This window comes from Devosia oryzisoli, assembly GCF_014837245.1.
Lineage (GTDB): Bacteria > Pseudomonadota > Alphaproteobacteria > Rhizobiales > Devosiaceae > Devosia > Devosia oryzisoli.
The window spans coordinates 255,166-279,508 of sequence record NZ_JACYFU010000003.1 but is presented as its reverse complement, the minus strand read 5'-3'; the positions used below and the strand labels follow the sequence as shown (position 1 = coordinate 279,508).

26 protein-coding genes and 2 tRNA genes are annotated in these 24,343 nt (G+C 63.5%); 14 read left to right on the top strand and 14 right to left on the bottom strand.

The window, feature by feature from the left end:
• Positions 1–2: 2 nt before the first annotated feature.
• From sppA to IC608_RS12870, 4 genes are all read right to left on the bottom strand, one after another.
• Positions 3–962 carry a signal peptide peptidase SppA gene (sppA, locus tag IC608_RS12885; RefSeq protein ID WP_191776063.1) on the bottom strand — a complete coding sequence of 320 codons (960 nt, stop codon included), beginning with the start codon at positions 960–962 and terminating at the stop codon, positions 3–5.
• A 59-nt stretch (positions 963–1,021) separates the two neighbouring features.
• Positions 1,022–1,528 carry a GNAT family N-acetyltransferase gene (locus IC608_RS12880; protein WP_345890898.1) on the bottom strand — a complete coding sequence of 169 codons (507 nt, stop codon included), beginning with the start codon at positions 1,526–1,528 and terminating at the stop codon, positions 1,022–1,024.
• 71 nt (positions 1,529–1,599) lie between these two features.
• Positions 1,600–3,306, bottom strand: a complete 1,707-nt coding sequence (gene rpsA / locus IC608_RS12875; RefSeq protein ID WP_191776060.1) for a 30S ribosomal protein S1 — start codon at positions 3,304–3,306, stop codon at positions 1,600–1,602.
• Between the two features lie 181 nt (positions 3,307–3,487).
• Positions 3,488–4,141, bottom strand: coding sequence for a (d)CMP kinase (locus IC608_RS12870; protein ID WP_191776058.1), 654 nt, complete (start codon positions 4,139–4,141; stop codon positions 3,488–3,490).
• A 207-nt stretch (positions 4,142–4,348) separates the two neighbouring features.
• On the opposite strand from IC608_RS12870, the gene IC608_RS12865 reads away from it, so the two are divergent.
• The 6 genes from IC608_RS12865 to IC608_RS12840 all read left to right on the top strand — a co-directional run bounded on the left by IC608_RS12865 (position 4,349) and on the right by IC608_RS12840 (position 9,857).
• Positions 4,349–4,750, top strand: coding sequence for a TIGR02300 family protein (locus IC608_RS12865; RefSeq protein ID WP_191776055.1), 402 nt, complete (start codon positions 4,349–4,351; stop codon positions 4,748–4,750).
• Between the two features lie 196 nt (positions 4,751–4,946).
• Positions 4,947–5,022 (top strand) — tRNA-Ala (locus tag IC608_RS12860).
• Positions 5,023–5,204: 182 nt separating this feature from the next.
• The gene (locus IC608_RS12855) at positions 5,205–6,875 is read left to right on the top strand and encodes an alpha/beta hydrolase (RefSeq protein WP_248306366.1); all 1,671 of its coding nucleotides are present in this window, start codon (positions 5,205–5,207) and stop codon (positions 6,873–6,875) included.
• A 116-nt stretch (positions 6,876–6,991) separates the two neighbouring features.
• Entirely contained in the window at positions 6,992–8,125 is a 1,134-nt protein-coding gene (locus tag IC608_RS12850; protein WP_248306398.1) for a winged helix-turn-helix domain-containing protein, read from the top strand.
• 59 nt (positions 8,126–8,184) lie between these two features.
• Positions 8,185–9,492 carry a nicotinate phosphoribosyltransferase gene (pncB, locus tag IC608_RS12845; protein ID WP_191776045.1) on the top strand — a complete coding sequence of 436 codons (1,308 nt, stop codon included), beginning with the start codon at positions 8,185–8,187 and terminating at the stop codon, positions 9,490–9,492.
• A 116-nt stretch (positions 9,493–9,608) separates the two neighbouring features.
• Positions 9,609–9,857 (top strand): hypothetical protein, encoded by a 249-nt coding sequence (locus tag IC608_RS12840; protein ID WP_191776042.1) that lies wholly within the window; start codon positions 9,609–9,611, stop codon positions 9,855–9,857.
• 3 nt (positions 9,858–9,860) lie between these two features.
• On the opposite strand, the gene IC608_RS12835 is transcribed toward IC608_RS12840, so the two are convergent.
• The 5 genes from IC608_RS12835 to tsaB all read right to left on the bottom strand — a co-directional run bounded on the left by IC608_RS12835 (position 9,861) and on the right by tsaB (position 12,600).
• Positions 9,861–10,124, bottom strand: coding sequence for a hypothetical protein (locus IC608_RS12835; protein WP_191776038.1), 264 nt, complete (start codon positions 10,122–10,124; stop codon positions 9,861–9,863).
• An 85-nt stretch (positions 10,125–10,209) separates the two neighbouring features.
• On the bottom strand, positions 10,210–11,016 hold the full coding sequence (locus IC608_RS12830) for a lysophospholipid acyltransferase family protein (protein WP_191776035.1): 807 nt from the start codon (positions 11,014–11,016) through the stop codon (positions 10,210–10,212).
• Positions 11,013–11,468 carry a Fur family transcriptional regulator gene (locus IC608_RS12825; RefSeq protein ID WP_191776032.1) on the bottom strand — a complete coding sequence of 152 codons (456 nt, stop codon included), beginning with the start codon at positions 11,466–11,468 and terminating at the stop codon, positions 11,013–11,015. Before IC608_RS12825 ends, IC608_RS12830 begins: the two co-directional genes overlap by 4 nt.
• 38 nt (positions 11,469–11,506) lie before the next feature.
• Positions 11,507–11,986 carry a ribosomal protein S18-alanine N-acetyltransferase gene (rimI, locus tag IC608_RS12820; protein ID WP_191776029.1) on the bottom strand — a complete coding sequence of 160 codons (480 nt, stop codon included), beginning with the start codon at positions 11,984–11,986 and terminating at the stop codon, positions 11,507–11,509.
• Between the two features lie 2 nt (positions 11,987–11,988).
• Positions 11,989–12,600 (bottom strand): tRNA (adenosine(37)-N6)-threonylcarbamoyltransferase complex dimerization subunit type 1 TsaB, encoded by a 612-nt coding sequence (gene tsaB, locus IC608_RS12815; RefSeq protein ID WP_191776026.1) that lies wholly within the window; start codon positions 12,598–12,600, stop codon positions 11,989–11,991.
• A gap of 117 nt (positions 12,601–12,717) precedes the next feature.
• Here tsaB and lnt point away from each other — a divergent pair, with 117 nt between their 5' ends.
• Positions 12,718–14,337, top strand: a complete 1,620-nt coding sequence (gene lnt, locus IC608_RS12810; protein ID WP_191776023.1) for an apolipoprotein N-acyltransferase — start codon at positions 12,718–12,720, stop codon at positions 14,335–14,337.
• Positions 14,338–14,480: 143 nt separating this feature from the next.
• Entirely contained in the window at positions 14,481–14,843 is a 363-nt protein-coding gene (locus tag IC608_RS12805) for a response regulator (RefSeq protein ID WP_191776021.1), read from the top strand.
• A 51-nt stretch (positions 14,844–14,894) separates the two neighbouring features.
• Here the strand turns inward: IC608_RS12805 and IC608_RS12800 are convergent.
• Together IC608_RS12800 and IC608_RS12795 are read right to left on the bottom strand one after the other, a co-directional pair.
• Positions 14,895–14,979 (bottom strand) — tRNA-Leu (locus tag IC608_RS12800).
• Positions 14,980–15,036: 57 nt separating this feature from the next.
• Positions 15,037–15,399, bottom strand: coding sequence for a GFA family protein (locus tag IC608_RS12795; RefSeq protein WP_191776018.1), 363 nt, complete (start codon positions 15,397–15,399; stop codon positions 15,037–15,039).
• Between the two features lie 154 nt (positions 15,400–15,553).
• Here IC608_RS12795 and IC608_RS12790 point away from each other — a divergent pair, with 154 nt between their 5' ends.
• Together IC608_RS12790 and IC608_RS12785 are read left to right on the top strand one after the other, a co-directional pair.
• Positions 15,554–16,570 (top strand): complex I NDUFA9 subunit family protein, encoded by a 1,017-nt coding sequence (locus IC608_RS12790; RefSeq protein WP_191776015.1) that lies wholly within the window; start codon positions 15,554–15,556, stop codon positions 16,568–16,570.
• Between the two features lie 199 nt (positions 16,571–16,769).
• Positions 16,770–17,492: a PadR family transcriptional regulator gene (locus tag IC608_RS12785; protein ID WP_191776012.1), complete on the top strand. Its 723-nt coding sequence runs from the start codon at positions 16,770–16,772 to the stop codon at positions 17,490–17,492.
• A gap of 38 nt (positions 17,493–17,530) precedes the next feature.
• Here the strand turns inward: IC608_RS12785 and IC608_RS12780 are convergent, their stop codons facing one another.
• Positions 17,531–18,220: a TetR family transcriptional regulator gene (locus IC608_RS12780; RefSeq protein WP_191776007.1), complete on the bottom strand. Its 690-nt coding sequence runs from the start codon at positions 18,218–18,220 to the stop codon at positions 17,531–17,533.
• Between the two features lie 228 nt (positions 18,221–18,448).
• Here IC608_RS12780 and IC608_RS12775 point away from each other — a divergent pair, with 228 nt between their 5' ends.
• From IC608_RS12775 to IC608_RS12760, 4 genes are all read left to right on the top strand, one after another.
• Positions 18,449–19,195 carry a sulfite exporter TauE/SafE family protein gene (locus IC608_RS12775; RefSeq protein ID WP_191776005.1) on the top strand — a complete coding sequence of 249 codons (747 nt, stop codon included), beginning with the start codon at positions 18,449–18,451 and terminating at the stop codon, positions 19,193–19,195.
• Between the two features lie 95 nt (positions 19,196–19,290).
• Positions 19,291–20,442, top strand: coding sequence for a Gfo/Idh/MocA family protein (locus IC608_RS12770; RefSeq protein ID WP_191776002.1), 1,152 nt, complete (start codon positions 19,291–19,293; stop codon positions 20,440–20,442).
• Between the two features lie 122 nt (positions 20,443–20,564).
• Positions 20,565–21,734, top strand: coding sequence for a dihydrodipicolinate synthase family protein (locus tag IC608_RS12765; RefSeq protein ID WP_191775999.1), 1,170 nt, complete (start codon positions 20,565–20,567; stop codon positions 21,732–21,734).
• Entirely contained in the window at positions 21,731–22,555 is an 825-nt protein-coding gene (locus IC608_RS12760; protein WP_191775996.1) for a sugar phosphate isomerase/epimerase family protein, read from the top strand. The genes IC608_RS12765 and IC608_RS12760 overlap by 4 nt, the downstream gene beginning before the upstream one ends.
• Positions 22,556–22,604: 49 nt before the next feature.
• On the opposite strand, the gene IC608_RS12755 is transcribed toward IC608_RS12760, so the two are convergent.
• Both IC608_RS12755 and IC608_RS12750 read right to left on the bottom strand, forming a co-directional pair.
• Complete coding sequence (locus IC608_RS12755) at positions 22,605–22,988, bottom strand: hypothetical protein (protein WP_191775993.1); 384 nt, start codon at positions 22,986–22,988, stop codon at positions 22,605–22,607.
• Between the two features lie 125 nt (positions 22,989–23,113).
• Complete coding sequence (locus tag IC608_RS12750) at positions 23,114–24,295, bottom strand: class I SAM-dependent RNA methyltransferase (protein WP_191775990.1); 1,182 nt, start codon at positions 24,293–24,295, stop codon at positions 23,114–23,116.
• Positions 24,296–24,343: the final 48 nt, after the last annotated feature.

The following is a 24,343-nucleotide window of genomic DNA, read 5'->3' as shown; positions in this document are numbered from 1 at the left end:
TCTCAGGGCGTCCGGTCAACCTGCCAAAGCGAGACCAAACCGTCAAGCAAAACAGGACCTTCCGCTGGTAGTCCGAGTGCGCTGCGGGCCGATCCGCCGATCAACTGGCCAAGCCAGCCCAGTTGGCTCTCCGGCTCCGGCCACACCGAAACCACCGGTGTGTCTTCTTCGATGCCTTTTTCGGCGGCAAGCCAGGCCATAGCCTCGAACTCGCCGCCAATGTCGTCGATGAGCCTGGCTTCGACGCCCTGTCTGCCGGTCATGATGCGACCATCGGCAAGCGCAAGGACGGCCGGACGCTGCAGGCCGCGCCGCTCCGCCACGATATCCACGAACCAGCCAAAGCTGTTTTCCACCAGCGAAGAGATCGATTGGCGCACCTCGCCATCAAGCGGTTCGTCATAGTCCGGTTCGGCCTTGAGCGGGCCGGAAGCAACCTTGTCGAGATCGATGCCAATGGTGTCGAGCAGCTTGCGGGCATTCAAGTGCTGGTAAAGCACACCAATGGAGCCGATGATCGAAAGGCGCCGCGCGAAGATGCGGTCGGTTGCGATCGCAGTCATGTAGGCGGCCGATGCGCCCAATTCACGGATCACCGAAATGGTCGGCTTTTTCTGTGCGAGGCGCCGCAGCCCTTCGTAGAGCTCTTCGCCGCCGGCAGTGGTTCCGCCGGGCGAATTGATCGCCACGATAACGGCCTGGACACTCTCGTCGTCGATCAGGCGCTCGATCAGCGCATTGCGCTGCGCATCTGTCGAGATGGTGCCGTCGATGGTGATCCGCGCCACATGAGGTCCCACGGCGCGATCGGCCAAGGCAAAGCGGCCAACCAGTGCCAGGATGGCAATGGCGGCCAAGAGCAGCGCGACCAGCCGCCAGCGCCCGCGGGAGCGGCGAAACGTCTCGCCGGCAATGAGGACATGCGGAGAGGTGGATGGGCTGTCGCCGCTGGTCTCGGTCACGGCTGGCTCCTTTGCGCAGTTTCACGGAGGTAGCCTTGCCTGCGCGCCGACGCAAGAGATCAGTCAGCCAGGCGACGCACCATGTAGCGCGCATCTGGGCCATAGCCCGCGAGGTCGGCGTCCAGTTGTGGCGCCGTTTCGGAGGCAAAGCCGTGGCGTTCCCAGAAGGGGCGCGAGCTGTTGACCGCTACCAGCGTCATGCTGTCCAGGCCCAGCACGCGCGCATGTTTGGCCAGCGCCTCGACGATCTTGCCGGCCGCTCCGATGCCTCGGGTCAGCGGCAGCAAGGCAAGGTCGTGGATGTAGTAGGTATCTGCGTCGTCGGTCAGGGCGCCGATCAGCCCATCGAGCGCCGGAACTTCGCCAAAGCGCCAAGGGTGACTGAGAACGTAGCCGGCAGGTCGTTCCGACACTTCCAGAACATAGCAACCATTGCGGTACAGCGCCTGCTTTTCCGCCAGCACCGCTTGGCTCTCGAACAGTTCCGGATGCACACGGTTAGCGATGGCGAAGACCTCGGCGATGTCATATCCGGTCATGGCGCGCCAGGCGACGTCCTTGAGCACTTCTTTTATCCTCTGCAAAAAGGGCCCGCATCGGCTGATGCGAGCCCTCTGATCATGGCGTGCGAGCAGACTTACTTGTCGTCGCGGCCCTTGAGGGCAGCGCCCAGGATGTCACCGAGCGACGCGCCCGAGTCGGACGAACCGTACTGCGCCACGGCTTCCTTTTCCTCGGCGATTTCGAGCGCCTTGATCGAAAGCTGGATGCGGCCGGTCTTGCGGTCGTACTGGGTCACGCGGGCATCGACCTTGTCGCCCTTGGCGAAGCGCTCGGGGCGCTGGTCGTTGCGGTCGCGGCTCAGGTCCGAGCGGCGGATGAACGCGGTGACGTCGCTGTCGGCGATGCGCACTTCGATGCCGCCATCGTTGACTTCGGTCACTTCCGTGGTCACCACGGCGTTCTTGCGCAGGCCCGTGCCGTCGGAAGAGCCGGTATCGGCCAGGTCATCGGCAGCGAGCTGCTTGATGCCGAGGCTGATGCGTTCCTTCTCGACATCGACGTCGAGCACCTTGGCCTTGACCATGTCGCCGCGATTGTAGTCGTCGAGCGCGATTTCGCCGGACTTCTGCCAATCGAGGTCGGACAGGTGAACCATGCCGTCCACATCGCCCTCGAGGCCAACGAACAGGCCAAATTCGGTCTTGTTCTTGACTTCGCCTTCGATGGTGGAGCCGATCGGGAACTTCTCGGCAAAGGCTTCCCACGGGTTTTGCAGGGTCTGCTTGAGGCCCAGCGAGATGCGGCGCTTTTCCGGATCGACTTCGAGCACGACCACTTCGACTTCCTGGGAGGTCGAGACGATCTTGCCCGGATGCACGTTCTTCTTGGTCCAGCTCATTTCCGAGACGTGGATCAGGCCTTCGATGCCCGGCTCGAGCTCGACGAACGCACCGTAGTCGGTGATGTTGGTCACGCGGCCGGTGAACTTGGCCTGGATCGGGTACTTGGCCTCGATGCCTTCCCACGGATCGGCCTGGAGCTGCTTCATGCCCAGGCTGATGCGGTGCGACTCATGGTTGATGCGGATGATCTGCACCTTGATGGTCTCACCGATGGTGAGGACTTCGGACGGATGGTTGACGCGGCGCCATGCGATGTCGGTGACGTGCAGGAGGCCATCGATGCCACCGAGGTCGACGAACGCACCGTAGTCGGTGATGTTCTTGACCACGCCGTCGACCACCTGGCCCTCTTCGAGCTGCTGGACGATTTCCGAACGCTGTTCGGCGCGCGATTCCTCGAGGATGGCGCGACGCGACACGACGATATTGCCGCGACGCTTGTCCATCTTGAGGATCTGGAACGGCTGCGGCACGTTCATGAGCGGCGCGATGTCGCGGATCGGACGGATGTCGACCTGCGACCGCGGCAGGAAGGCCACCGCGCCTTCGAGGTCGACGGTGAAGCCACCCTTGACCTGGTTGAAGATGGTGCCTTCGACGCGCTCGTTGGCGTTGTACTTCTCTTCGAGCTTGACCCAGCTCTCTTCGCGGCGGGCCTTCTCACGGGAGAGGACGGCCTCGCCCATGGCGTTTTCGACGCGGTCGACATACACTTCCACGTCGGAGCCGACGGTGATGGTGCCGTCGCGGCCAGCCTGGCCGAATTCCTTCAGCGGCACGCGGCCTTCGGTCTTGAGACCCACGTCGATGATCGCGAGGTCCTTTTCGATGGCGACGACCTTGCCCTTGACCACGGTGCCTTCGGCGGCATCGTTGTCGACAAAGCTGTCGAGCAGCATCGATTCAAAGTCTTCTTTCGTCACAGTCTGCTGTGCCAAATTCGTCTCTCCAGGGCGCCGGTGGTTCGGGGTTTGCAATCCTTGGCGCAGCGGGTCCGCTCTGGCGAATAGCCGGAGCCGGCGCACGGAGCACCGCAGCGGAACAAGGACGATTTCAACTAGTCGGTCCGCGCCGTTCGCATGGGCTGATGGTCTGAGAAACCGGAGCTCAGGGAGGAAATTAGGAGGACGTCCGTCCCCCTGCCTTGAGCGCCATGACCTTCTCGACGATCGCGATGGCTGCGCGGAGTGCGGCTTCTATACCCAAGTGCGTCGTCTCGAGCAAGTGCGCGTCGGCGGCTTTATAGAAGCCGCCATGCGGGTTGAGCATGTCGCGCGCGTCGCGCTCCTCGATCTGGTGGAACAGCGCGTAGCGATCCACCACCACGCCGCGCGCCTCGAGCTGCCGGGCTCGGCGCTCCATGCGCGCCTTGCTGTCGGCCTGGATGAAGAGCTTCACGTCCGCGTCCGGGCAGATTTTCGTGCCGATGTCGCGCCCGTCGAGCACCGCGCCGCCAGCTTGCGTGGCAAAGCTGCGCTGGAATTCGAACAGCGCCTGCCGCACCGGGCCGATCACCGCCACCTTGCTCGCAAGCACGCCCGAACGGGCCGAAGTCAGTTCCGCGATATCGGTCAAATGCCCGGCATCGAGGGCCTCCGCCGCTGCGATTGCCCGGGCCTCGAACTCGGGCAAGTCTTCATAGTCCCCCACGGCCCGGCCGACGGCGCGGTAGAGAAGCCCGGTGTCGAGGTGCGGCAGGCCATAATGCTGCGCCAGTCCTGTTGCCAGCGTCCCCTTGCCGGAGGCGGCGGGTCCATCGACGGCGATGATCATGGCATGTCCTTTCGGCAGGGTACCCGCAGGCGATAGCGTTCGGACCCGCGGTCGGCAAGGGGCCACCGCTGCCGGAGGGCGCCGCCGGGGAGGCCGGCGCCGCGCATTTTGCGTTTGACAGGGCAGGGCTTGTCCCATAACCGAACGGACCGAAACGGGCGCCGCGGCACAAGTGCGCCCACTATTTCCCAAGACGAGGCATGAGAGATGGCCAACGAGCGCGGTACCAAGCGGACCGACCCCGATACGGGCAAGAAGTTCTACGACCTCAACATGGACCCCATCGTCTCGCCCTATACCGGCAAGAGCTATCCGCGGTCCTTCTTCGAGCAACTGACCGGCAAGGCCAGCCCCGCCACCGCCCGCAAGGTCGATGATGAGGACGAGACCGAGGAAGAGGAAGAGGCGGAGGAGACCGCAAGCGGTCCCGAGATCGTCAGCCTCGAGGAAGCCGACGAAGAGGAAAGCGGCGGTGAGGACATTCCTGATGTCGAGGACGTCGAGGTCGACGAAGAACTCGGCGACGACGAGGAAGACGTGTTCCTCGAAGACGAAGATGACGAGGACAGCGACATCGGCTTCGACGTTGGCGATGACGAAGACCGCTGATTTGTAACAGTTTTTACCGCTGGGCTCCGAACTGGCCCGGCGGTTCGAAAAAGTGTCATTTAGGCACTTGCACCCGCGGGATTGTTCCACTAGGTTCCGCCTCGCTTCGGACGGGCCTGGACCCTGACGAACCCAAGAAATGACTGTCGCAGGGGCAACGGGGAACGTGCTGTTCTCCCAGTAACCCTGAACGGATGGGGCCATAGCTCAGCTGGGAGAGCGCTTGCATGGCATGCAAGAGGTCAGCGGTTCGATCCCGCTTGGCTCCACCAAACCTTCCCCCCCATAACCGTGAAGTACCCGCATCGTGGCGGCGCGGTTGTGCCAGCCGGATCACTCTCTATAGTGATCATCCCCACCATTCGTTCCCGGGGTGCCGGCTATACCTGCCTTGCCCATGACATCGGTTAACTGGATTGTGCTCCGGCGCTGGCTGGGCAGGCGACTGGATATTTTGTCCACCGGTGGGTGGCTATTCGGCCTCCTGTTCTTTTCGCTCTCACTAACCCCGTCCCTTATTCCCCGGCACTTCACGGTCCAGGGCATTTTGTGCGGCTGCGCCTTCGCCGCCGGCTACGCCATCGGGGTGTTCCTTGAGTGGTTGTGGAATTTCCTTGAGCTGCGCTGGCCCAACCGCCGGGTAGCGCGCTGGGCGGGGCGGCTCTGCGCGGCCGCGTGCCTGCTGCTGGCCATCAGCTTCCTCTGGTTCTCCACCGGCTGGCAGAACTCCATCCGCGCCGGCATGGGCATCGCCCCGGTCGCGGCGCGCCAGCCCTGGTTCGTCGCCGGCATCGCCATCGTGCCGGCGGCGATCCTCATCGGCATCGGCACGGTCATCGTGCATGGCGTGCGCACGGTCTCGGGGTGGCTTTCTCGCCGCCTGCCAAGGCGGGTCGCCCTTCTGGGGGCCATGGTGCTGGTGGGCCTCGCCACCGCCACCATCGGCGACGGCGTCATCGCCCGCGGCCTCCTGTTTGCCGCCGATCGCTTCTACGGCAGCATCGACCGGCTGGCCGGCATCTATGACAGCGCCCCGCAGGACCCGCTCCGCTCGGGCAGCGAGGCCTCGTTCATCCCCTGGGACAGCATCGGGCTCGATGCGCGCACCTATGTGCAGTCCGGCCCGACGGCGGAGGACATCGAAACCCTGACCCATGCACCGGCCCAGGCGCCGCTGCGCGTCTATGTCGGCCTGCGATCGGCTGACACGGCAGAGGCGCGCGCCGCCCTGGCTCTGGCTGAAATGGATCGCATCGGTGCCTTCGACCGCTCGGTGCTGGTTCTGGTGATGCCCGTGGGCACCGGTTGGGTCGAGCCTGCGGCCATCGACACACTGGAAATTCTCCACCATGGCGATATCGCCAGCGTCGCGGTACAATATTCCTACCTCACCAGCTGGCTTTCCCTCGTCTCGGAGCCCGATGTTGGCGTGGAAACGGCACGAGCACTGTTCAGCGCCGTCTACCAGCGCTGGACCGGCATGCCCAAGCAGACGCGCCCGCGACTTTACCTGCACGGCCTCAGCCTTGGCGCCTATTCGTCCGCCGCCTCGACCTCGCTCTACGACGTGCTGAGCGATCCGTTTGATGGCGCCCTCTGGGTCGGTCCGCCCTTTGCTAGCGCTGCATGGCGCACTGCCACCGCCAACCGCAACCCCGGCTCGCCGGTCTGGCACCCCGAGATCGGTGACGGTTCGGCGCTGCGCTTCGCCAATCGCGGCGAGGGTTTCCTCACCGGTGGGCGCTGGGGGCCCATGCGCATCGGCTTCCTGCAATATCCCTCGGACCCGATCGTTTTTTTCGACTACGCCATGCTCTACCGCGAGCCGGCGTGGCTGCTGGGGCCGCGGGCGCCATCGGTATCGCCCCTCCTTAACTGGTACCCGGTGATCACCTTCCTGCAGGTGGCGCTCGACATGGCGCTGGCCCAGACCGCCCCGATCGGCTTTGGCCACAACTATGCACCGCAGGACTATTTCGATGCTTGGCTCGCGATCACCCAGCCGCCCGGCTGGACCACGGCCGGCCTGTCCCGCCTGCGCGAAACCCTTTCGCGCAGCGGCGATCGCGATGCCATCGGCGGAGGCTGGTTCCGCCCGGCCATTTCGTCTCCCGGAGCCCCATGAAGGAACCGGGTTGGAGTCGGCCATCGCCTCTGGCACTGTGTTTTCATTTCCCCCATGAGGCGCCCGTGACACGAAAACCCGTTGCCATCGATGCCGCCCGCGGCCGCGCCCTCTGGATGGCGGCGCAGCGTCTCGACCGGGACGCGCCGTTCGGGGAGGGACCGGAAGCCGTGCGAGACGCCATTGCGCATCTGGGCTACGTGCAGATCGACACGATCAACGTCATCGAGCGCTGTCACCACCACATCCTCTATTCCCGCATTCCCGCCTACCGCCGGGCGGATCTGGCCCATCTCCAGTCGGTCGAAAAATCCATCTTCGAATACTGGACGCATGCGCTGAGCTACGTGCCGGTGGAGGATTTCCGGTTCTTTGTCCCGGCCATGCAGGCCTATCGCAAGAACGCCAGCGCCTGGTTCGGCAGCGTGACGCCTGCGGAAGTGCGCGCCATGACGCGTCGTCTGCGCGATCAGGGGCCGCTCTCCATTCGCGACATCGGCGACGACGAACTGGTGGAAAAACACCACCCTTGGGCCAGCCGCAAACCGTCCAAGCGCGTGCTTCAGCTCATGTTCTATCAGGGCCGCGTCGCCATCTCGGCACGCGCGGGGATGGTCAAGACTTACGACCTTCTCGACCACCATTTCGGCTGGGATCGGCCGCCGCGCCCGGCCACCGAGCGGCAGGTGGCGGCCTATCTCCTCGACCGGGCGCTGCGTAGCCAGGGCCTCGTCAGCCTCGATTCCATTTGCCACCTCAACGCTGCTGCAAAGAAGGGCGTCGCCGCCGTGATCGAAGCGCGCGTCCGGCGTCGCCAGCTCGTCCCGGTAACCCTCGAGGGCGCCGGAAAGCTCGAGCATTGGGCCGAACCGGCAGCGCTCGAGGCGGCGCTCCCGGGACTGGCCGGCCGCGTCCACATTCTCTCCCCCTTCGATCCGCTGATCATCCAGCGCAAGCGCCTCAAACTGTTCTTTGGTTACGACCACCTGTTCGAGGCCTATGTGCCGGCGCACAAGCGCCGCCTCGGCTATTTCGCCCTGCCGGTGCTGGTCGACGATCGCATCGTGGCCGCCATCGACCTCAAGGCCGACCGCGCGGCCGGCCGGCTCCAGGTGCAGAACTGGACGTGGCTGGTCGACGCAGCCCATGAGGACAAAGCCGCCATCGATACCAAACTCGCCCGCTTCGAGGGTTTCCAGTTTGCCACCGAGGACACCCCGGGGGAAGCGGCCCGAACGTCTGCGCCGTAACCCGCCTTTCCTCCTCCTTTCCCCCGCGCTACAAGGGCTGCCGCAGTTGAGGACGTTTGATGGCCACCTATACCGATATCGCGCGCCGGGTTTACAACCACACCTGGAAGCTCGACCCGATCGTGCGCAGTCTCCTCGACACCGATTTCTACAAGCTCCTGATGCTGCAGATGATCTGGGGGCTCTACCCGAAAGTCGAGGCCACCTTCTCGCTGATCAACCGGACCAAATCGGTCCGCCTTACGGAAGAGATCGACATCGAGGAATTGCGCGCTCAGCTCGACCACTGCCGGACGTTGAAACTCTCCAAGAAGGAGATGATCTGGCTTGCCGGCAACACCTTCTACGGCTCCAAGCAGATCTTCCAGCCCGGCTTCCTGCGCTGGCTGGAAAATTTCCGCCTCCCCGAATACCGGCTGGAAAAGCGCGACGGACAGTTCGTGCTGGAGTTCCCCGGCCTCTGGCTCGAAACCACGATGTGGGAAATCCCGGCCCTAGCCATCATCAACGAGTTGCGCTCGCGCGCCGCAATGAAGCGCTACGGGCCGTTCACGCTCGACGTGCTCTACGCCCGCGCCAAGGCCAAGATGTGGGAAAAGGTGGAGCGCCTGCAAAAGCTGCCCGACCTCAAGATCTCCGATTTCGGCACCCGCCGCCGCCACTCCTTCCTCTGGCAGCGCTGGTGCGTCGAGGCGCTCAAGGAGGGCATCGGCGCCAACATGACCGGTACCTCCAATGTCATGCTGGCCATGGACAACGACCTCGAGGCACTGGGCACCAATGCGCACGAACTGCCCATGGTGCTGGCGGCGCTGGCCCGCTCCGATGAGGAACTCCGCGAGGCGCCCTACCGGGTCCTCCAGGATTGGAAGAGCTACTACGGCGGCAACCTTCTCATCGTTCTGCCCGATGCCTTCGGCACCGAGGCTTTTCTGCGCGATGCACCCGATTGGGTCGCCGACTGGACCGGCTTTCGGCCCGACAGCGCCCCCGCCATCGAGGGCGGCGAGCGCATCATCGACTTCTGGACATCCCGCGGCCGGGACCCCAAGGACAAGCTCCTCATCTTCTCCGATGGTCTCGACGTGGACATGATCGAGGAGGCTTACCTCCATTTCGACGGCAGGGTACGAATGAGCTTCGGCTGGGGCACCAATCTCACCAATGATTTCGAAGGCTGCGCGCCGGACGACAATCCGGGCCTCTCGCCAATCTCCATCGTGGCAAAGGTCAGTTCCGCCAACGGCCGGCCCGCTGTCAAACTCTCCGACAATCCGGCCAAGGCCACCGGTGAGCCGGGTGAGATCGGGCGGTACCTCCGGGTGTTTGGCGAGAAGGGTCGGGTCGAGCACGCCGTCCGGGTTTGAGGACGCTTGGCATACGCCGCCGCAGACGCGCATGAAACGTTACCGGCCCATTAACCGTTCATAAACCAGACAGGACCACTGTCGGGCGTGTGGGGATGAGCTCCACGGAGCCGGTAATGAGCCTGGAACTGATCGACATCGGCTTGCAAGAGCGCCACGCCCATCCGAGGTTTCCCAACCGGGTGCAGGGCAAGGTGCGGGCCGTCCTCAGTGAAACTATCGACGGGCGCGAGCAGCTTCATGAGATTGTCGTGCCGGCCTGGACGGAGCTCAGCAGCGGCATGTCCGACGAGGACGTAGAGCTGGCCCTGATGGTCAAGGCAGCCGATATCGTCAAGCGCGTGCGTCGACGCCTGTCCGTTTGATGCTCACCCCTGCGCCAAGCTTTCCTTGAACAGCTTGCGGGTCCTGGCGGCTCGGGCACCATCCGGCACGGTGGCGAGCCCGGCGGTCGGTGTGTGCTCGATCAGCAAGTCCACCTGACGGCCCGACCGGTGCCGCCATTGGGCGGCTGTTGCGAAGTGGCGGGCCATGACGTCGAGATCGCGTGCCCGGCCCCGACGCTCGTCGCGGACGAACAAGATCACAGCTGCGGCGATGATGATCCAGACAGCCACGATTTCCCAAGCCATGCCAACCTCCGTTTACGGAAGTTTTATAGCTAATAAGGCGTTAGGACCGAAGCCGCTTTGACCATTAGGCTTAATGTCTAAAGCTCTACCTATCCTGCGTATGTGGTAGGGGTAGGCCGCGATTGAGTGCCACGAGCATGGCCCGCACCTGATTCTCCGCAGTCTTGGTTACGCGCTTGCGGTTGTCGTTGGCTGTAAGGGGCAGCGGCGTCCCGAAGGCTATTGTCACGTCCTTGACCGGGCCCCCCAATATGTCACGGATGTTCTGCCCCACAGATTTACTCTTGATCCAGGCGATCATCGAGCGCTCGTTGCGGCTCACCGGCAGGCCCTGCAGCCGGGTATAGGCTACCGTCACCGGCTGGATCGCCACTTCGCTCGCGCCTGCCGCCTCCATCGCGTGCTGCGCCGCGCCCACCAAGGCCGAACGGAAGGGGAGGACATGGGTGCCAATGTCGGATTGGCCTTCTGCGAACAGCAGCACGGCATTGCCGTCCGCCATGTGTTGCCCCATCTGCCGCGCCGTGCGCCCCGCATCCGAGCGGCGGGTCCGGTCGACATAGATCGTCTTCTGCAGGTCCGCCATCAGGCCCACGAAGAACCATCGGCTCACTTCCTGCTTGGCCACGAACGCCAACTCGGCCACCGAACCGATCGCGACGATGTCGGTCCACGAGATGTGGTTGGACACCAGCAGCGTCGGCCGGCCTGTGGAAGGGCTTCCGATCACTGTGACGCGCAGGCCAAGGAAGCGGCACCCCAGCCGGTGGAAGGCGCGCGGCAGGACGGTCCAGAAAGGCAGCTTCAGCGCCACGATGAGCGCCTGGAGCGGAATGGCAACGATCAGGAAGGGCACGATAATCAGGAAAAAGAAAAGCGCGCGCAGGATCATCGGGCCGTGTCGTCCTTGTCCGGGTCGCGCGGCGAGATTGGGACGGCATAGAGTTCGAGCCGGTGGTCGACCAACCGGTAGCCGAGGCGCTTGGCGATCAGTTCCTGGATGGCCTCGATCTCCTCGTTGCGGAATTCGATGACCTTGCCGCTGCGCACGTCGATGAGGTGGTCGTGATGCTCGTCGGGAATAGGCTCGAAGCGGGCGCGGCCATCCTTGAAGTCGTGCTTTGTCACCAGCCCCGCCTCCTCGAAGAGGTTGACGGTGCGATAGACCGTGGAGAGCGAAATGCGCGCGTCGACGCTCGACGCACGGCGGTAGAGCTCTTCCACATCAGGATGATCGACGCTGTCCTGCATCACGCGTGCGATGGTTCGCCGTTGATCGGTCATGCGCATGCCATGGGCGACGCAGGCCTCTTCAAGGGTCGGCTCGGAGGGGCTCTTGTTCATGCCGGCGCTCCTTGCTTTTGACGCTCCACCCGCCTCGGTTATCCAAGATCGCGCGCCATGACAAGCGCACTGGACGAAGTGCCGTCAGGCCTGGCGTAGTAGCCCTTGCGCACCGAAAGCGTGCTGAAGCCCAACCGCTTGTAGAGCGCGACAGCGGCCACATTGTGCTCGTCTACCTCAAGGAACATCCGCTTGGCAGGGCTGAGCATGAGGTCGCCGAAGACGGCCTTCATCAGGGCGTTCCCCACACCCTTGCCGCGCCAGCGGCTATCGACCGCAATGCTGAGAAGCTCCGCCTCGTCCGCGACAAGGCGGATGAGCGCAAAACCTGCAATGCGGCGCTGCGCATCGCAGGCTACATAGGTTGGGGTGGTCTTGTCCCCGAGGAACCGGACGAAATCTTCCACGGGCCAACCGCGGTAGAAGCTTGCAGCATGGATGCGCGCCAGTTCAGGCGCATCCCCCAATTCCGCCGGCTCGATGTGCAATCCGCGCGGCCCAAGCCACAGCTTATCCATGGCTAGAGTCTCCGCGGAACCCGGCTGGCGTCCTGCGGCTTGGCGTCGGCGCTGCGGACATAATGGGCATTTGCCAAGAACTTCTGGGGTTCGGCCTGAGCGGCGAACCGGACCAGTCGTGCCGGATCGACGAAGGGCGAACTGATCACCTCTTGGTCAGTCCTCACCTGCGCCCTTGCCCTCGCCAGTGGCACGAGACGCGCCGCATCGCTCGGCAGGCCCGGTGCAAGAAAGTGTTGCAGATAGGCCTCTTCGCGCCGTGCATCGAGCAAAACGGTCACGGGCCCGCCCGATCCCCCAAGCGACAGCGCCACAAGGCTAGGCACCCCGATGACCGGCAGCCTGCGCGCCAGGCCAAGCCCACGCGCTGCCGAAAGGCCGATCCGCAATCCCGTAAATGAGCCGGGGCCAGTGGTGGTGGCGATCCTCCTGAGGTCGCCGTGCCCAAGCCCGTTGCGCCCAAGAAGCACCGCGATGCGATCAAAGAGGATCTCAGCGTGCCCCTTGGCAATGTCTTCCACCAGCACATCCACGTCTCCGGAAGCCAGCAGCACCCCCAGGTTCAACCGCGGCGCGGCTGTGTCGATGGCAAGGGTGACGGGCAACTCGGTCATGGGCACTCCAGCGGATAAGGCTCGTAGCGCTCAACATCGTGCAAGTCCACCGCCTTGACGGCCGCCAACGTCGCAGCAACCTTGCGCCATGCCCATTGATTCGAGCCCGTTGCGCGCATGACCTGGCTGGCAGAAACCACGATGCTGAGCCATGGCTGGCGGCGCTTCCTGCTGCTGCTCGTGGCCGGTGCCATAGCCGGTCTGTCGGTGCCGCCGTTCTTCATTCTGCCGGCGCTGTTCGTGACCATGCCCATCTGGGTGTGGGCGCTGGACGGCGCCGAAATCCGGCGCGGCTGGCGGCGCCTTTTCGGTCCTGCCTTCACCATCGGCTTCGCCTTTGGCTGGGGGTATTTCCTGGTGGCCTTCCATTGGCTGGGGGCCGCTTTCTTCGTGGACGGCGGCTGGGTGCTGGCCGCCATGCCGCCGGCGATCATGGCGCTGGCAGCGTTGATCGCGCTGTTCTGGGGCCTCGCCAGTGCGTTGGCGCACCTGACCTGGAGCCACGGTCCTGCGCGCATCGTCGGTCTCGCCAGCTGGCTGGCGGTGGCAGAGTTCGCGCGTGGCCACCTCTTCTCCGGCTTCCCCTTCGACCTTCTGGGCTATTCGCTCACCGGTACGGACGAGATGATGCAACTCGCATCGGTCATCGGTGTCTATGGACTGACGTTTCTGGCGCCGCTCCTCGCCATGACGGTGGCGTTGATCTGGCCTGCCGACGAACGCAGCTGGAGCACCCGCCTCGCGCCTTTTTTCCTCGCTCTGGCGGTCATCGCGGGCCAACTTGGCTACGGCTGGAACAGGCTCAGTGGTACCACATCCACCGAACGGACAGACGTGGCGCTGCGTCTGGTGCAGCCACTCGTCTACGAGCATTCAAGCTTCGGCAATGTCGATCCGGTGGCACTGGTTGACCGCCTGCTGATGCTGTCGGACATGCGCATGGACCCTGCTGATCAGGGACTGGCCGACATCACTGAACTCGTCTGGCCTGAGTCCAGCCTGCCGTTCTTTCTCTCGACTTATCCCGAGGCGTTGGCGCGCATCGCCCGCCTCCTGCCTGACCAGGCCGTACTGCTGGCCGGCGCACCGCGACAGCCCTTCCAGCCCAATACCGATGCGACGCGCCAGGCGCCCTACAATTCGGTCCTGGCGATCGATTCGGATGGCGAGATCATCGCCAGCTACGATAAGGCTCACCTCGTGCCTTTCGGGGAATACCTGCCGTTTGGTGAAATCTTCGCCCGTTTCGGGATCAAGCAGTTCGTGCCCGGCGCGGATGGTTGGTCTGCGGGTGAGGCGAGCAGGCGCGTGTTGAGCCTGCCCAACCTGCCACCGCCGTTGCTGCTGATCTGCTACGAAGTGTTGTTTTCCGGCGATCTGGGCGCGGTCACAAGCGCGCAATACCTGCTCAACGTCACCAACGATGCCTGGTTCGATGGTTCCATCGGCCCCGCCCAGCACGCCCATCACGCCCGCCTCCGGGCAGTGGAAGAAGGCATGAGCCTGATCCGAGCGGCCAACACCGGCCTTACCTTCGCCACCGATCCGCTGGGCCGCATCACCGCCCAGCTCGTGCCCCGGCAGATGGCCGCTCTTGACGTCCGCCCGGCTCAGCGCCTGCCGACGACAGTGTTCGCCCAGCTACGCCACTGGCCGTTGCTGATCGCTATAGTGGCTGGGTTGCTCATCAGTCTCGTCTCGTCTCGTTCCGCACGGTCCCGCCGCCGCATCCGCTGAACCGGGCACAATGCCGGATTTGCGCAATGCGCTCATGCGTATTGGGCTTCCAGTCACAACTGGTCTCGATCCGGACTGTGATGGAACGGAAGACTGTGCGGGTGTCTTGCACCGGCAGCAAGATATTCCCACCGGAGCGCACCATGGCAACGCACGCTTTGGTTTTGATCGTTGAAGACGAGCCTTTGGTCAGCTTGGCGCTGTCTGATGAGTTGGAGCGGGCCGGCTTCATGGTCGTCGAAGCGGCCAATGCCGCCGAAGCACTGGGCGTGCTGGAGAGCCGCGACGACATAGACATCATCATCACCGATGTGGACATGCCCGGCACCATGGATGGGCTGGCGCTCGCTTTGGCAGTCGCTCACCGGTGGCCCCCGATCCGCATCATCGTGGTGTCGGGGCATCACGGCCTGGACCAAATGAACCTGCCTGAGGGCAGCGCCTTCCATCCCAAACCGTATCGCACGGACCAGTTGGTGGGGACGATGCGGCGCATGTTGGGTTAGGTCCAAAAACAAAAGCGCCGGCTGCAAGCTGCAGCCGGCGCTTCATGAAATTGGTGCCCAGAAAAGGACTCGAACCTTCACGCCTTGCGGCACACGGACCTGAACCGTGCGCGTCTACCAATTCCGCCATCTGGGCGACGGGCGTGTGTCTAGGGCCACGCCACCCCCTTGTCAATGCGCTTTGGCGCGGAAACTAGAAGTTTGCCCCGTCCCAATGATGAATGGCGTTGCGGTCCACCGGCGGGGCGTCCTCGAGGCAATTGACGTTGACCATGACGGTCTCGTTGCCCTGGCCGTCGACGCCCCGGGCAAACGATTCGATCCCGCACGTCTTGCAGAACAGATGCTCGATCTTTTCGGTGTTGAAGCGGTAGCGGGTGAGGTTGGCGTCGCCCGAAAGCAGCGTGAAATCGCTCGATGGCACCGCCTGCATCACCCAGCCCAGCCGGCGGCAGCGCGAGCAGTTGCAGTCCCCCAGCGCCGCCAGGTCGGTATGGGCGGTGAACGTCACTGCGCCGCAGTGGCACTGGCCATGGTAGTCGCGCGCCTGGCTCATCAAGATCCTCCATAGTGATCGAACAAAAGAAGAACAAAATCTGTCCGGAGTCAATCGTTTGCGGCAATCATTTTGCCGCCTTCCCCAAGCCTCGACAGGGGTGCGGCGCATGCGCTAGAAGCACCGCACGTCTAAGCCGCGCTGGAGTCCCGCCATGGATCGCTTTGCCCCCAAGCTCGTCACCGTCTTCGGCGGTTCGGGATTCGTCGGCACTCAGCTCGTGCAGCTCCTGGCGCGCCAGGGCTACCGGATCCGCGTGGCGGTGCGCCGGCCGGACCTCGCCGGCCATGTGCGCATGTTTGGCAGCGTCGGGCAGGTCCTGCCCATTCAGGCCAATTTGCGCGACCGGGCTTCCGTCGAGCGGGCCGTGCGCGACGCCGAGATCGTCATCAACCTCGTGGGCATCGGCGCCGAGGCCGGCAAGCAGACTTTCCGCGCCATTCACGTTGAAGGCTCGACCAATGCAGCCCGTGCTGCAAAGGCCGCAGGGGCCAAGACTTTCGTGCAGATGTCGGCGCTGGGTGTAGCCAAGGCCGCCGAAGCCAGCGCATGGGCCAAGAGCCGGCTCGACGCTGAGGCTGCTGTGCTCGAGACCTTCCCGACCGCCATCGTCGTCCGCCCCTCTCTGATCTTCGGCCAGGACGACGGCTTCTTCAATCTCATGGGGGCGTTGGCGCGCATCTTCCCGGTCATGCCACTGATCCATGGCGAAACCCGCTTTCAGCCGATCTACGTGGGCGACGTCGCTGAAGCACTGCTGCTTGCTGCCGAAGGTAAGGTCAAGACCGGCCGTGTCTATGAGCTGGGTGGGCCCGAGATTGAAACGCACAAGGCGCTGATGCAGCGCATCCTGCGCGAAGCCGGTCGCAAGCGCCCGCTCTTGCCCTGGCCGGCGGGCCTTGCGAAATTTACTGCGGCAGTCTTCTCCTTCCTGCCGTTTAAGCCCCTTATCACCGAGGACCAGGTTGAGCTTCTGGCGGTAGACAATGTCGTCTCGGACGAGGCGATCCGGGAAAAGCGGACCCTTGCGGCGTTTGGCATCAAGCCCGAATCCATGGACGATATCCTGCCCTCCTACATGTGGCGCTTCCGCAAGAACGGGCAGTTCGGCCGCAACAGCGACAAGTCCGGTTCCGGTGGGGCGGCCAGTTCGGGCAGCATAGTCGCCTGAGGCCTCGGCCTACTGTGACACGCCGCGCGTCACGCGGTTGACGGTGATTTTCCCGCTCCAGGCGGGCGGCACATGTTTTTTGACCGCAGCTTGACGCCATACTCATCTAAACATTTCGAGCGATATATCTTGAAAGCACGGCAGGTCGCGCCGATCTCCCCTTGATATGAACTCGTGCGATATATCGGGAGATATGATCATGGCACCCTATTGGCGCAACGGCGAACCCAACTGGCGGCGTCTCGAGCAGATGGCCCGCCGCGGCTGGGGGCGCGTCCAGTCCATGGCCGATGAAGACCTCGGCCAGTGGGGCGGCAATTTCCGCATCGGCCGCATGCTCGCGGCCGGCGATGTGCGGCTCGTGGCCCTGTTCTTCATCGAGCAGCAGCCGCGCCACGGCTACGACCTCATCAAGGCCATCGAGGAGCGCTCCGGCGGCTTCTATTCGCCCAGCCCCGGCGTCGTCTATCCGGCGCTGACCTTCCTCGAGGAGGCTGGCTACGTGACCTCCGCGGCTGAAGGCAACCGCAAGCTCTACACCATCACCGATGAGGGCCTGGCCCACCTCGCCGACAACCGCGACGCCGTGGCGTCGACGCTCGACTTCCTGGCCAAGGCCGGCGAGCAGATGAACCGGTTCCGCGAGTTCGCCCGCGCCGACTGGCCCTTCTCCGGCCCCGGCTCGGACGCCGAAGGCAACCGGCCCCCGCATCGCGGTCATCATGGTGCGGGCCACGACCAGGAGGACGACCGTCCGCTCCACGACGCGGTGCCCGAACTCGAACTGGCCCGCAAGGCGCTCAAGCAGGCCATCAAGAAGTCGCGTCGCGGCACCCAGGAGCAACAGCGGCGCGCTGCCGAAATTCTTCGCCGCGCGGCCGCCGAAGTCGATGCGCTCGGTGAAGACGACGTCGATCTCTGACAGTCGCGCGTTGGGGGCGCCGCTGGCGCCCCCGCCGCTCATCCCACGGGCTTGGTCTTCAGATAATCGAGTACCATCTGCACGGCATGCGCTTCGCGTTCGTGCACCATCGCGACGCTGGCAAGGTCACGCTTGAAGATCACCGATAGCGTGGCAGTGTTGGAAACGTAGAAGAAGCCTAGCGCCGCGACCGAGATGTAGAGCTGCACCGGATCCACATCGCGACGAAAGATGCCGGCCCTGTTGCCGCGCTCGATGATGGCCGCAATCTGACCCACCAGAGGTGAGTGGAGCGCCTCGATGTTGGGCAATGTCTTCAAGAACCGGGCATTCTCGATGTTCTCCGTGCCCAGCAGCCGCGGGAACCACGGGTTGGCAAGGAAGTGCCGGAAAGTGAAGCGCACTAGCCGATCCATCGCCTGCGCCGGATCGTATTGATCAAGGCTCAGCGCAAGCTCGCCCCGACGAATCTCCTGATAAGCGTCCAGGAGCACGGCCCGGTAGAGGTCCTCCTTGTTGCCGAAATAGTGGTACAGCAGCCGTTTGTTGGCGCCCGCCCGTTCGGCAATGGCATCCACCCGCGCCCCCTCAAAGCCCCGGTCGGCGAACTCCACCCGTGCTGCCGCCAGGATGGATGCCTTGGTCTTGGCCGAATTGCGCGTCCGCTTGGGCGCATCAGCTTTCGAAGTCGGTTTTGCCGCGAGTGCGGCTGAAGAGGGATCGGACACGCCTGGATACCGCCGGAGTGGACATGAGAATGGTAAGCACGATGACGTGCGCCGGACCTTGTTCCATGTTGAGGTTCAACATCCGTCACTGTCAAGGCACAAGTAACCAGCTGGTGAAGCGCGCATGCTCAGAGGGTCGCGGTAACCCCCCGCTTGCGCACAGGTGTATCAATGCTAGGGTCCCTGCCGAGCCGGGGCGAAACCGGTAAGGGCACTTGCCGAGGGAATATGGACTTCGATATCGGGCGTCTCGCCATCATGACCCTCGGGCTGGGTCTCGGCGCGATCGCCAAAGGCGCTACGGGCATGGGCCTGCCTCTGGTCGCCCTACCCGTGCTGACCACCTTTGTCGAATTGCAGCACGCCGTGGCGCTGATGACGGTGCCCATGCTCTACTCCAACATCTTTCAGGTCTGGAACTTTCGAGACCATTATCGAGACCAGCGGCTGAGCTTTTTGCCGGTTCTGCTGGTGGGTGGCGTGGCCGGTGTTCTGGTTGGGACCTGGGCCCTCACAAATGTGCCGGAGCGTGCCCTTCTTGTCTGCCTCGGGATACTTCTGATGGCATACGTTGGACTCCGGCTGGCTACGCCACATCGCACGATTGGTCCGGCGACGGCGCGGCTCTTCGCCCCTCTGGCCGGGTTCGGGGCTGGTGCCTTGCAGGGAGCCACAGGCGTATCGTCGCCAATCGGTGTCACCTTCATCCATGCCATGTCACTTGGACGAGGAGCGCTCGTCTTTGCCATTTCGGCCATGTTTCTCCTCTTTGCCATCACCCAATTCGCTTTCCTGACCATCGCGGGAGTCATGACGGTTCCCATCATGGTCGAAGGGTTTCTTGCACTCATCCCCTTGATGATCTTCATGCCCCTGGGTCAGCGCCTTGCCGCCCGCCTCAGTCGAGAAGCGTTTGATCGCATGATCCTGATCTTTCTCGGCGTTGTCGGGGTGAAGCTGCTGCTGGGCGTGTAACAGCACCATTGGTCACCGCTTGACGACTCCGCTAGCCGCCGATATGTAAGTAACCAATCAGTTACACTGGCCAGGCGTCCCGGGAGGATTTGTAAATGGCGGAACGACGGATCGGCATCATCATGCATGGCGTGACCGGGCGCATGGGCTACAATCAACATCTGGTGCGCTCGATCCTGGCGATCCGCGACCAGGGTGGCATTGCTCTCAAGAATGGTGATCGCCTCCAGGTCGACCCAATCATCGTCGGGCGCAACCGCGACAAGATCGAAACGCTGGCCAAAAAGCACAACATCGCCCGCTGGAGCCATGACCTCGACGAGGCGCTGGCCAATCCCGACGACACGATATTCTTCGATGCCGGCACCACACTGATGCGGGCAAGCCTGCTTGAGAAAGCGCTGGCGGCGGGCAAGAACGTCTATTGTGAAAAGCCCACTTCCGATGATCTCGACGTGGCGGTGAATCTCGCCAAGACAGCACGTGCATCCGGCCTCAAGCATGGCGTGGTTCAGGACAAGCTGTTCCTGCCCGGCCTGATGAAGATCAAGATGCTGCGCGACAGCGGTTTTTTTGGTGACATCCTCTCGGTCCGCGGTGAGTTCGGCTACTGGGTCTTCGAGGGCGACTGGCAGAAGTCCCAGCGCCCCTCCTGGAACTACCGGAAGAACGATGGCGGCGGCATCATTCTCGACATGCTCTGCCACTGGCGTTACGTGCTCGACAACCTGTTCGGCGAAGTGCAGGCAGTGTCATGCCTGGGCGCCACGCACATCCCCTATCGCGTCGATGAACAGGGCAACCGCTTCAAGGCCGATACGGACGATGCGGCCTATGCCACCTTCGAACTCGAGGGCGGCGTCATCGCCCAGATCAATTCGAGCTGGACGACGCGCGTGCGGCGGGACGACCTTGTTACCTTCCATGTCGATGGTACGCACGGCTCGGCCGTGGCAGGGCTCCACAAGTGCTTCACCCAGCACCGGGTCAACACACCCAAGCCGGTATGGAACCCCGACCAGCCGCAGACCATGAACTTCTTCGACGACTGGGAAGAGGTGCCGGACAACTGGCCCGCCGACAACGGCTTCAAGGTGCAGTGGGAGATGTTCCTTCGCCACGTCGCCGAAGACGCACCATGGAATTACGGTCTGGAAGCCGGCGCCAAGGGTGTGCAACTCGCCGAACTGGGTCTCAAAAGCTGGGCCGAACGCCGCTGGCTGGACGTTCCGAAACTCGAGTTTTGAGCCGATCTATCAAAAGGACCTCATCCTGAGCCGTCGAGGGACGAGGTCCGGCGCGCAACGCCCTTATGGTTCGACAGGCTCACCATGAGGGCTTCCGCCGCTTCCGGCGAGAGGAAAAGCCCATGCCCACCATCAACTTGCCCAATCCCGATCGCTCCATCAGCCCCTACGCGCTGACCGGCGATCCCATTCCCTTCGTCAAGTATCGCGCCACCGACTTCCCCCGCATCGCGTTCGCCGCGGCCCATGTGGTCGCCGACCCGCTTGCCGCCAACGATCCCTGGCTGACCCCGGCGATCGATTGGGACACGACACTCAAATTCCGCCACCGCCTCTGGGACCTTGGGCTCGGCGTCGCCGAAGCCATGGATACCGCCCAGCGCGGCATGGGCCTGGGGTGGCCGGAAGCGCAGGAATTGATCCGCCGCTCCCAGGCCGAAGCGCGGACTCGTGACGATAGTCTTATCGCCTATGGCGCCGGCACCGACCACCTCGCGCCCGGGCCGGACGTCACGATCGACGCCATCATCCGCGCCTATGACGAGCAAGTCGGCTTCGTCGAAGGCGAAGGCGGCCGTGTCATCCTGATGGCGAGCCGCGCTCTCGCTGCCTCGGCAAAATCACCCGATGACTATGCCCGCGTCTATGGCCATATCCTCAGCCAGGTAAAGCAGCCGGTCATCATGCACTGGCTGGGCGAAATGTTCGATCCGGCCCTGCAAGGCTATTGGGGCAGCATCGACCATGACGCGGCCATGGATGTCTGCCTTGATGTCATCGCCGCCCATGCCGAGAAGGTGGACGGCATCAAGATTTCCCTGCTTTCGGCAGAAAAGGAGATCAAGATGCGCCGCAGTCTGCCGGTCAACGTAAAGATGTATACCGGCGACGATTTCAATTACGCCGAGCTCATCGCGGGGGATGAGCAGGGATATTCCCACGCTCTGCTCGGCATATTCGATGCCATCGCCCCGGCTGCGTCAGCGGGCCTCGCCGCGCTTGGGCGCGGCAATACCACTACGTTCTTCGACATCCTCGAGCCCACCGTACCGCTCAGCCGCCACATCTTTGCAGCGCCAACGCGCTTCTACAAAACTGGCGTCGTGTTCCTCGCCTATCTCAATGGCCTCCAGGACCACTTCCAGATGATCGGTGGGCAGCAGTCGACCCGCTCGATTCAGCACCTCGCCGAACTCTTCCGCCTCGCCGACAAGGCCCGCGTCCTCGCCGATCCGGAACTGGCCACGTCCCGCATGAAGGCCGTCTTGCAGGTCTATGGAGTGCCGGCATGACCGAACGAATGATCTCGCTCAATCTTGCGACCACACGCCAGCAATGGGGTTTTGCCGAAGCGGTGGATGGGTGTCTGCGCGCCGGCATTACCGCCATTTCGCCGTGGCGGGACCAGATCGCTGCCATAGGTCTTGATGAAGCCGCGCGGATCGTGCGGGACAACAGGCTGCAGGTGACAGGTGTCTGCCGGGGCGGCATGTTTCCGGCCGAAACCAGTGAGGGGCGCCAGAAGCAGATCGACGACAATCTCCACGCCATAGACGAAGCCGCCGCGCTCAATGCCGATTGCCTTGTTTTGGTCGTCGGCGGATTGCCAGGATCTTCAAAAGACTTGCCGGCCGCCCGGCAGATGGTCAGCGACGGGATAGCGGCCATGCTGCCTCATGCGAAAGCTTCGGGGGTGAAAATTGCGATCGAACCGCTCCACCCGATGTACGCAGCCGACCGGGCCTGCGTGAACACCATCGATCAGGCGCTCGATATTTGCGAAGATCTGGGCGAGACCGTCGGTGTCGCCATCGACGTGTACCACGTCTGGTGGGACCCCAATCTGGCCAAGGCCATCGCGCGTGCCGGCCGGATGAAGCGGATTTTCGCCCACCATATCTGCGATTGGCTGGTGCCGACAAAGGACATGTTGCTCGATCGGGGCATGATGGGGGACGGTGTCATTGACCTCCCTGCCATTCGCGAGATGATCGAGAACGCTGGTTTTTTTGGGCCGCAGGAAGTCGAAATCTTCTCCCAGGATAATTGGTGGAAGCGTCCGGGCGACGAAGTTCTGGCCGTGATCAAGGAGCGGGTAGCGGCGGTCTGCTGACACAAAAAAGCCCCGGATAGACCGGGGCTTTCGTCGTCTGGACCTTGATTTACGAAACGCGCTCATACTGGATGCTGGAGCACAGGATCGCGGCCTTGCAGCCGGTGATCTTGATGGTGTCCGGGCCGGTCTGTTCAACGATCGCCTTGGCGTTTTCGCCGTTGAGCGCGATACTCCCTTCCCACTTGCCTGGAGCTGTCTGCTCGGCCTTAACGACCTGCTGGTCGACATATTTGAGGTTTTCGGGGGTCCGGGAATCACCCTGGATGTCGTTGAGCGTGCCGCAAAGCTGTGTGCCGTCCCCGCAGGTCTGGAAAGTGAACGTGGTGCCCCACTTGTCCTTCCAGACGCCATCGGGATCAGCCGACTGGGCAAAGGCTGGTGCCGCAAAAGCGGCCAGGGCGAGGGTTGTGGCTGCAAAGGCCTTGAACATGATTATTCTCCGCGAAAGGTTCCGCCCGGCATAGGGGCCGTGCGATCTTTGGGTTCGTTGGTATGACCTCAAAACGTGGCGCAATGCGGTCAGTTGCAGGCCCGGAACAAACGTGATCAGGCCAATCAGCGGCGAAACGTGGCGGCAACTTCGATGTGCGCCGACCACGCGAACTGATCCACAGCCACTAGGCCTTCCAGCATGAACCCTGCCTGAACAAGGCTCGCAGCATCTCGCGCGAAGGTGCCGGGGTCACAGGCGATCATCACGACGTGGCCCACTTTGGAGGCCGCGATCTCCTTGACCTGCGCGGCCGCGCCGGCGCGCGGCGGGTCGAGCACGACGCAGTCGTACCCCAGTTCGAACCGGGTCAACGGGTCTCGGAACAGGTCGCGCGCCTGCGCCGTCACAGCCTTCAATCCTTTCGTGTGGCGCACGGCGTCGTCCAGAGCCGCGATAGCGGGCTTGTCAGCGTCGGCGGCATAGACCTTGGCGCGCTCGGCCAAGCGCAGAGCGAAGGGCCCGACGCCACAGAAAAGGTCGGCCACACTTCTGGCCTTGCCCACACTCTCGAGTACGTAGCGCGCTAGCGCCTCTTCTGCTTCTGCTGTGGCTTGAAGAAAGCTGCCCATGGGCAGGTTCACTTCGGCCTTGCCCATACGCACCCGGGGCTGCTGGCGGAGCAGCAGCATCTCGCGGCCATAGGAGAGCCGCGCTAGGCCGAACCGGTTCGCGAGCGGGACAAGCCGATCCGGCCGCGCTCCTTTTTGGATGTTTCGCAATTCCACATCGATACCGGTATCGCTGGCCGTGAAGCTGGCGTCGCAGGCGCCGACTTCCGTGCCGATGGCGCGGGCGATCTCAGGCGCCTGGGCCAGTGCCGGCACCAGGATGGGACAGCGACCGATATCGAGCAGGTCATGGCTTCGGGCGCGCATATAGCCGGCCATATTGTTGCGGGCATGGAGGGTTGCGCGGCGCCGGCCTGAGTCACTGGCGTCAATGAACCGCTCCACTCTTGCGTCAATGCCGACCTGCTGCAGCGGCCTTTCAACGAGGTCGGTCTTGAACCGTCGGTAGATGTTCGGCCCCATGTGCTGCAACTGGCAGCCACCACACTGGCCGAAATAGGGGCAGAGCGGCGTCACGCGATCAGGTGATGGGTCCACCACGCACGTATCGCCAACACCTTCGCCCAGAGATACCTGCTCGCCCGGCAAGGCAAGGGGAACGAAGACGGCTTGCCCATCGACATGCGCAACGCCTTCGCCTTTGCGGCCAAGGCCTTCGATGGTGATTGTCTGCATCGTCGTTTTCCCCGCCGACCTGCGGCCGCGACTATACGCCCCGGCTCA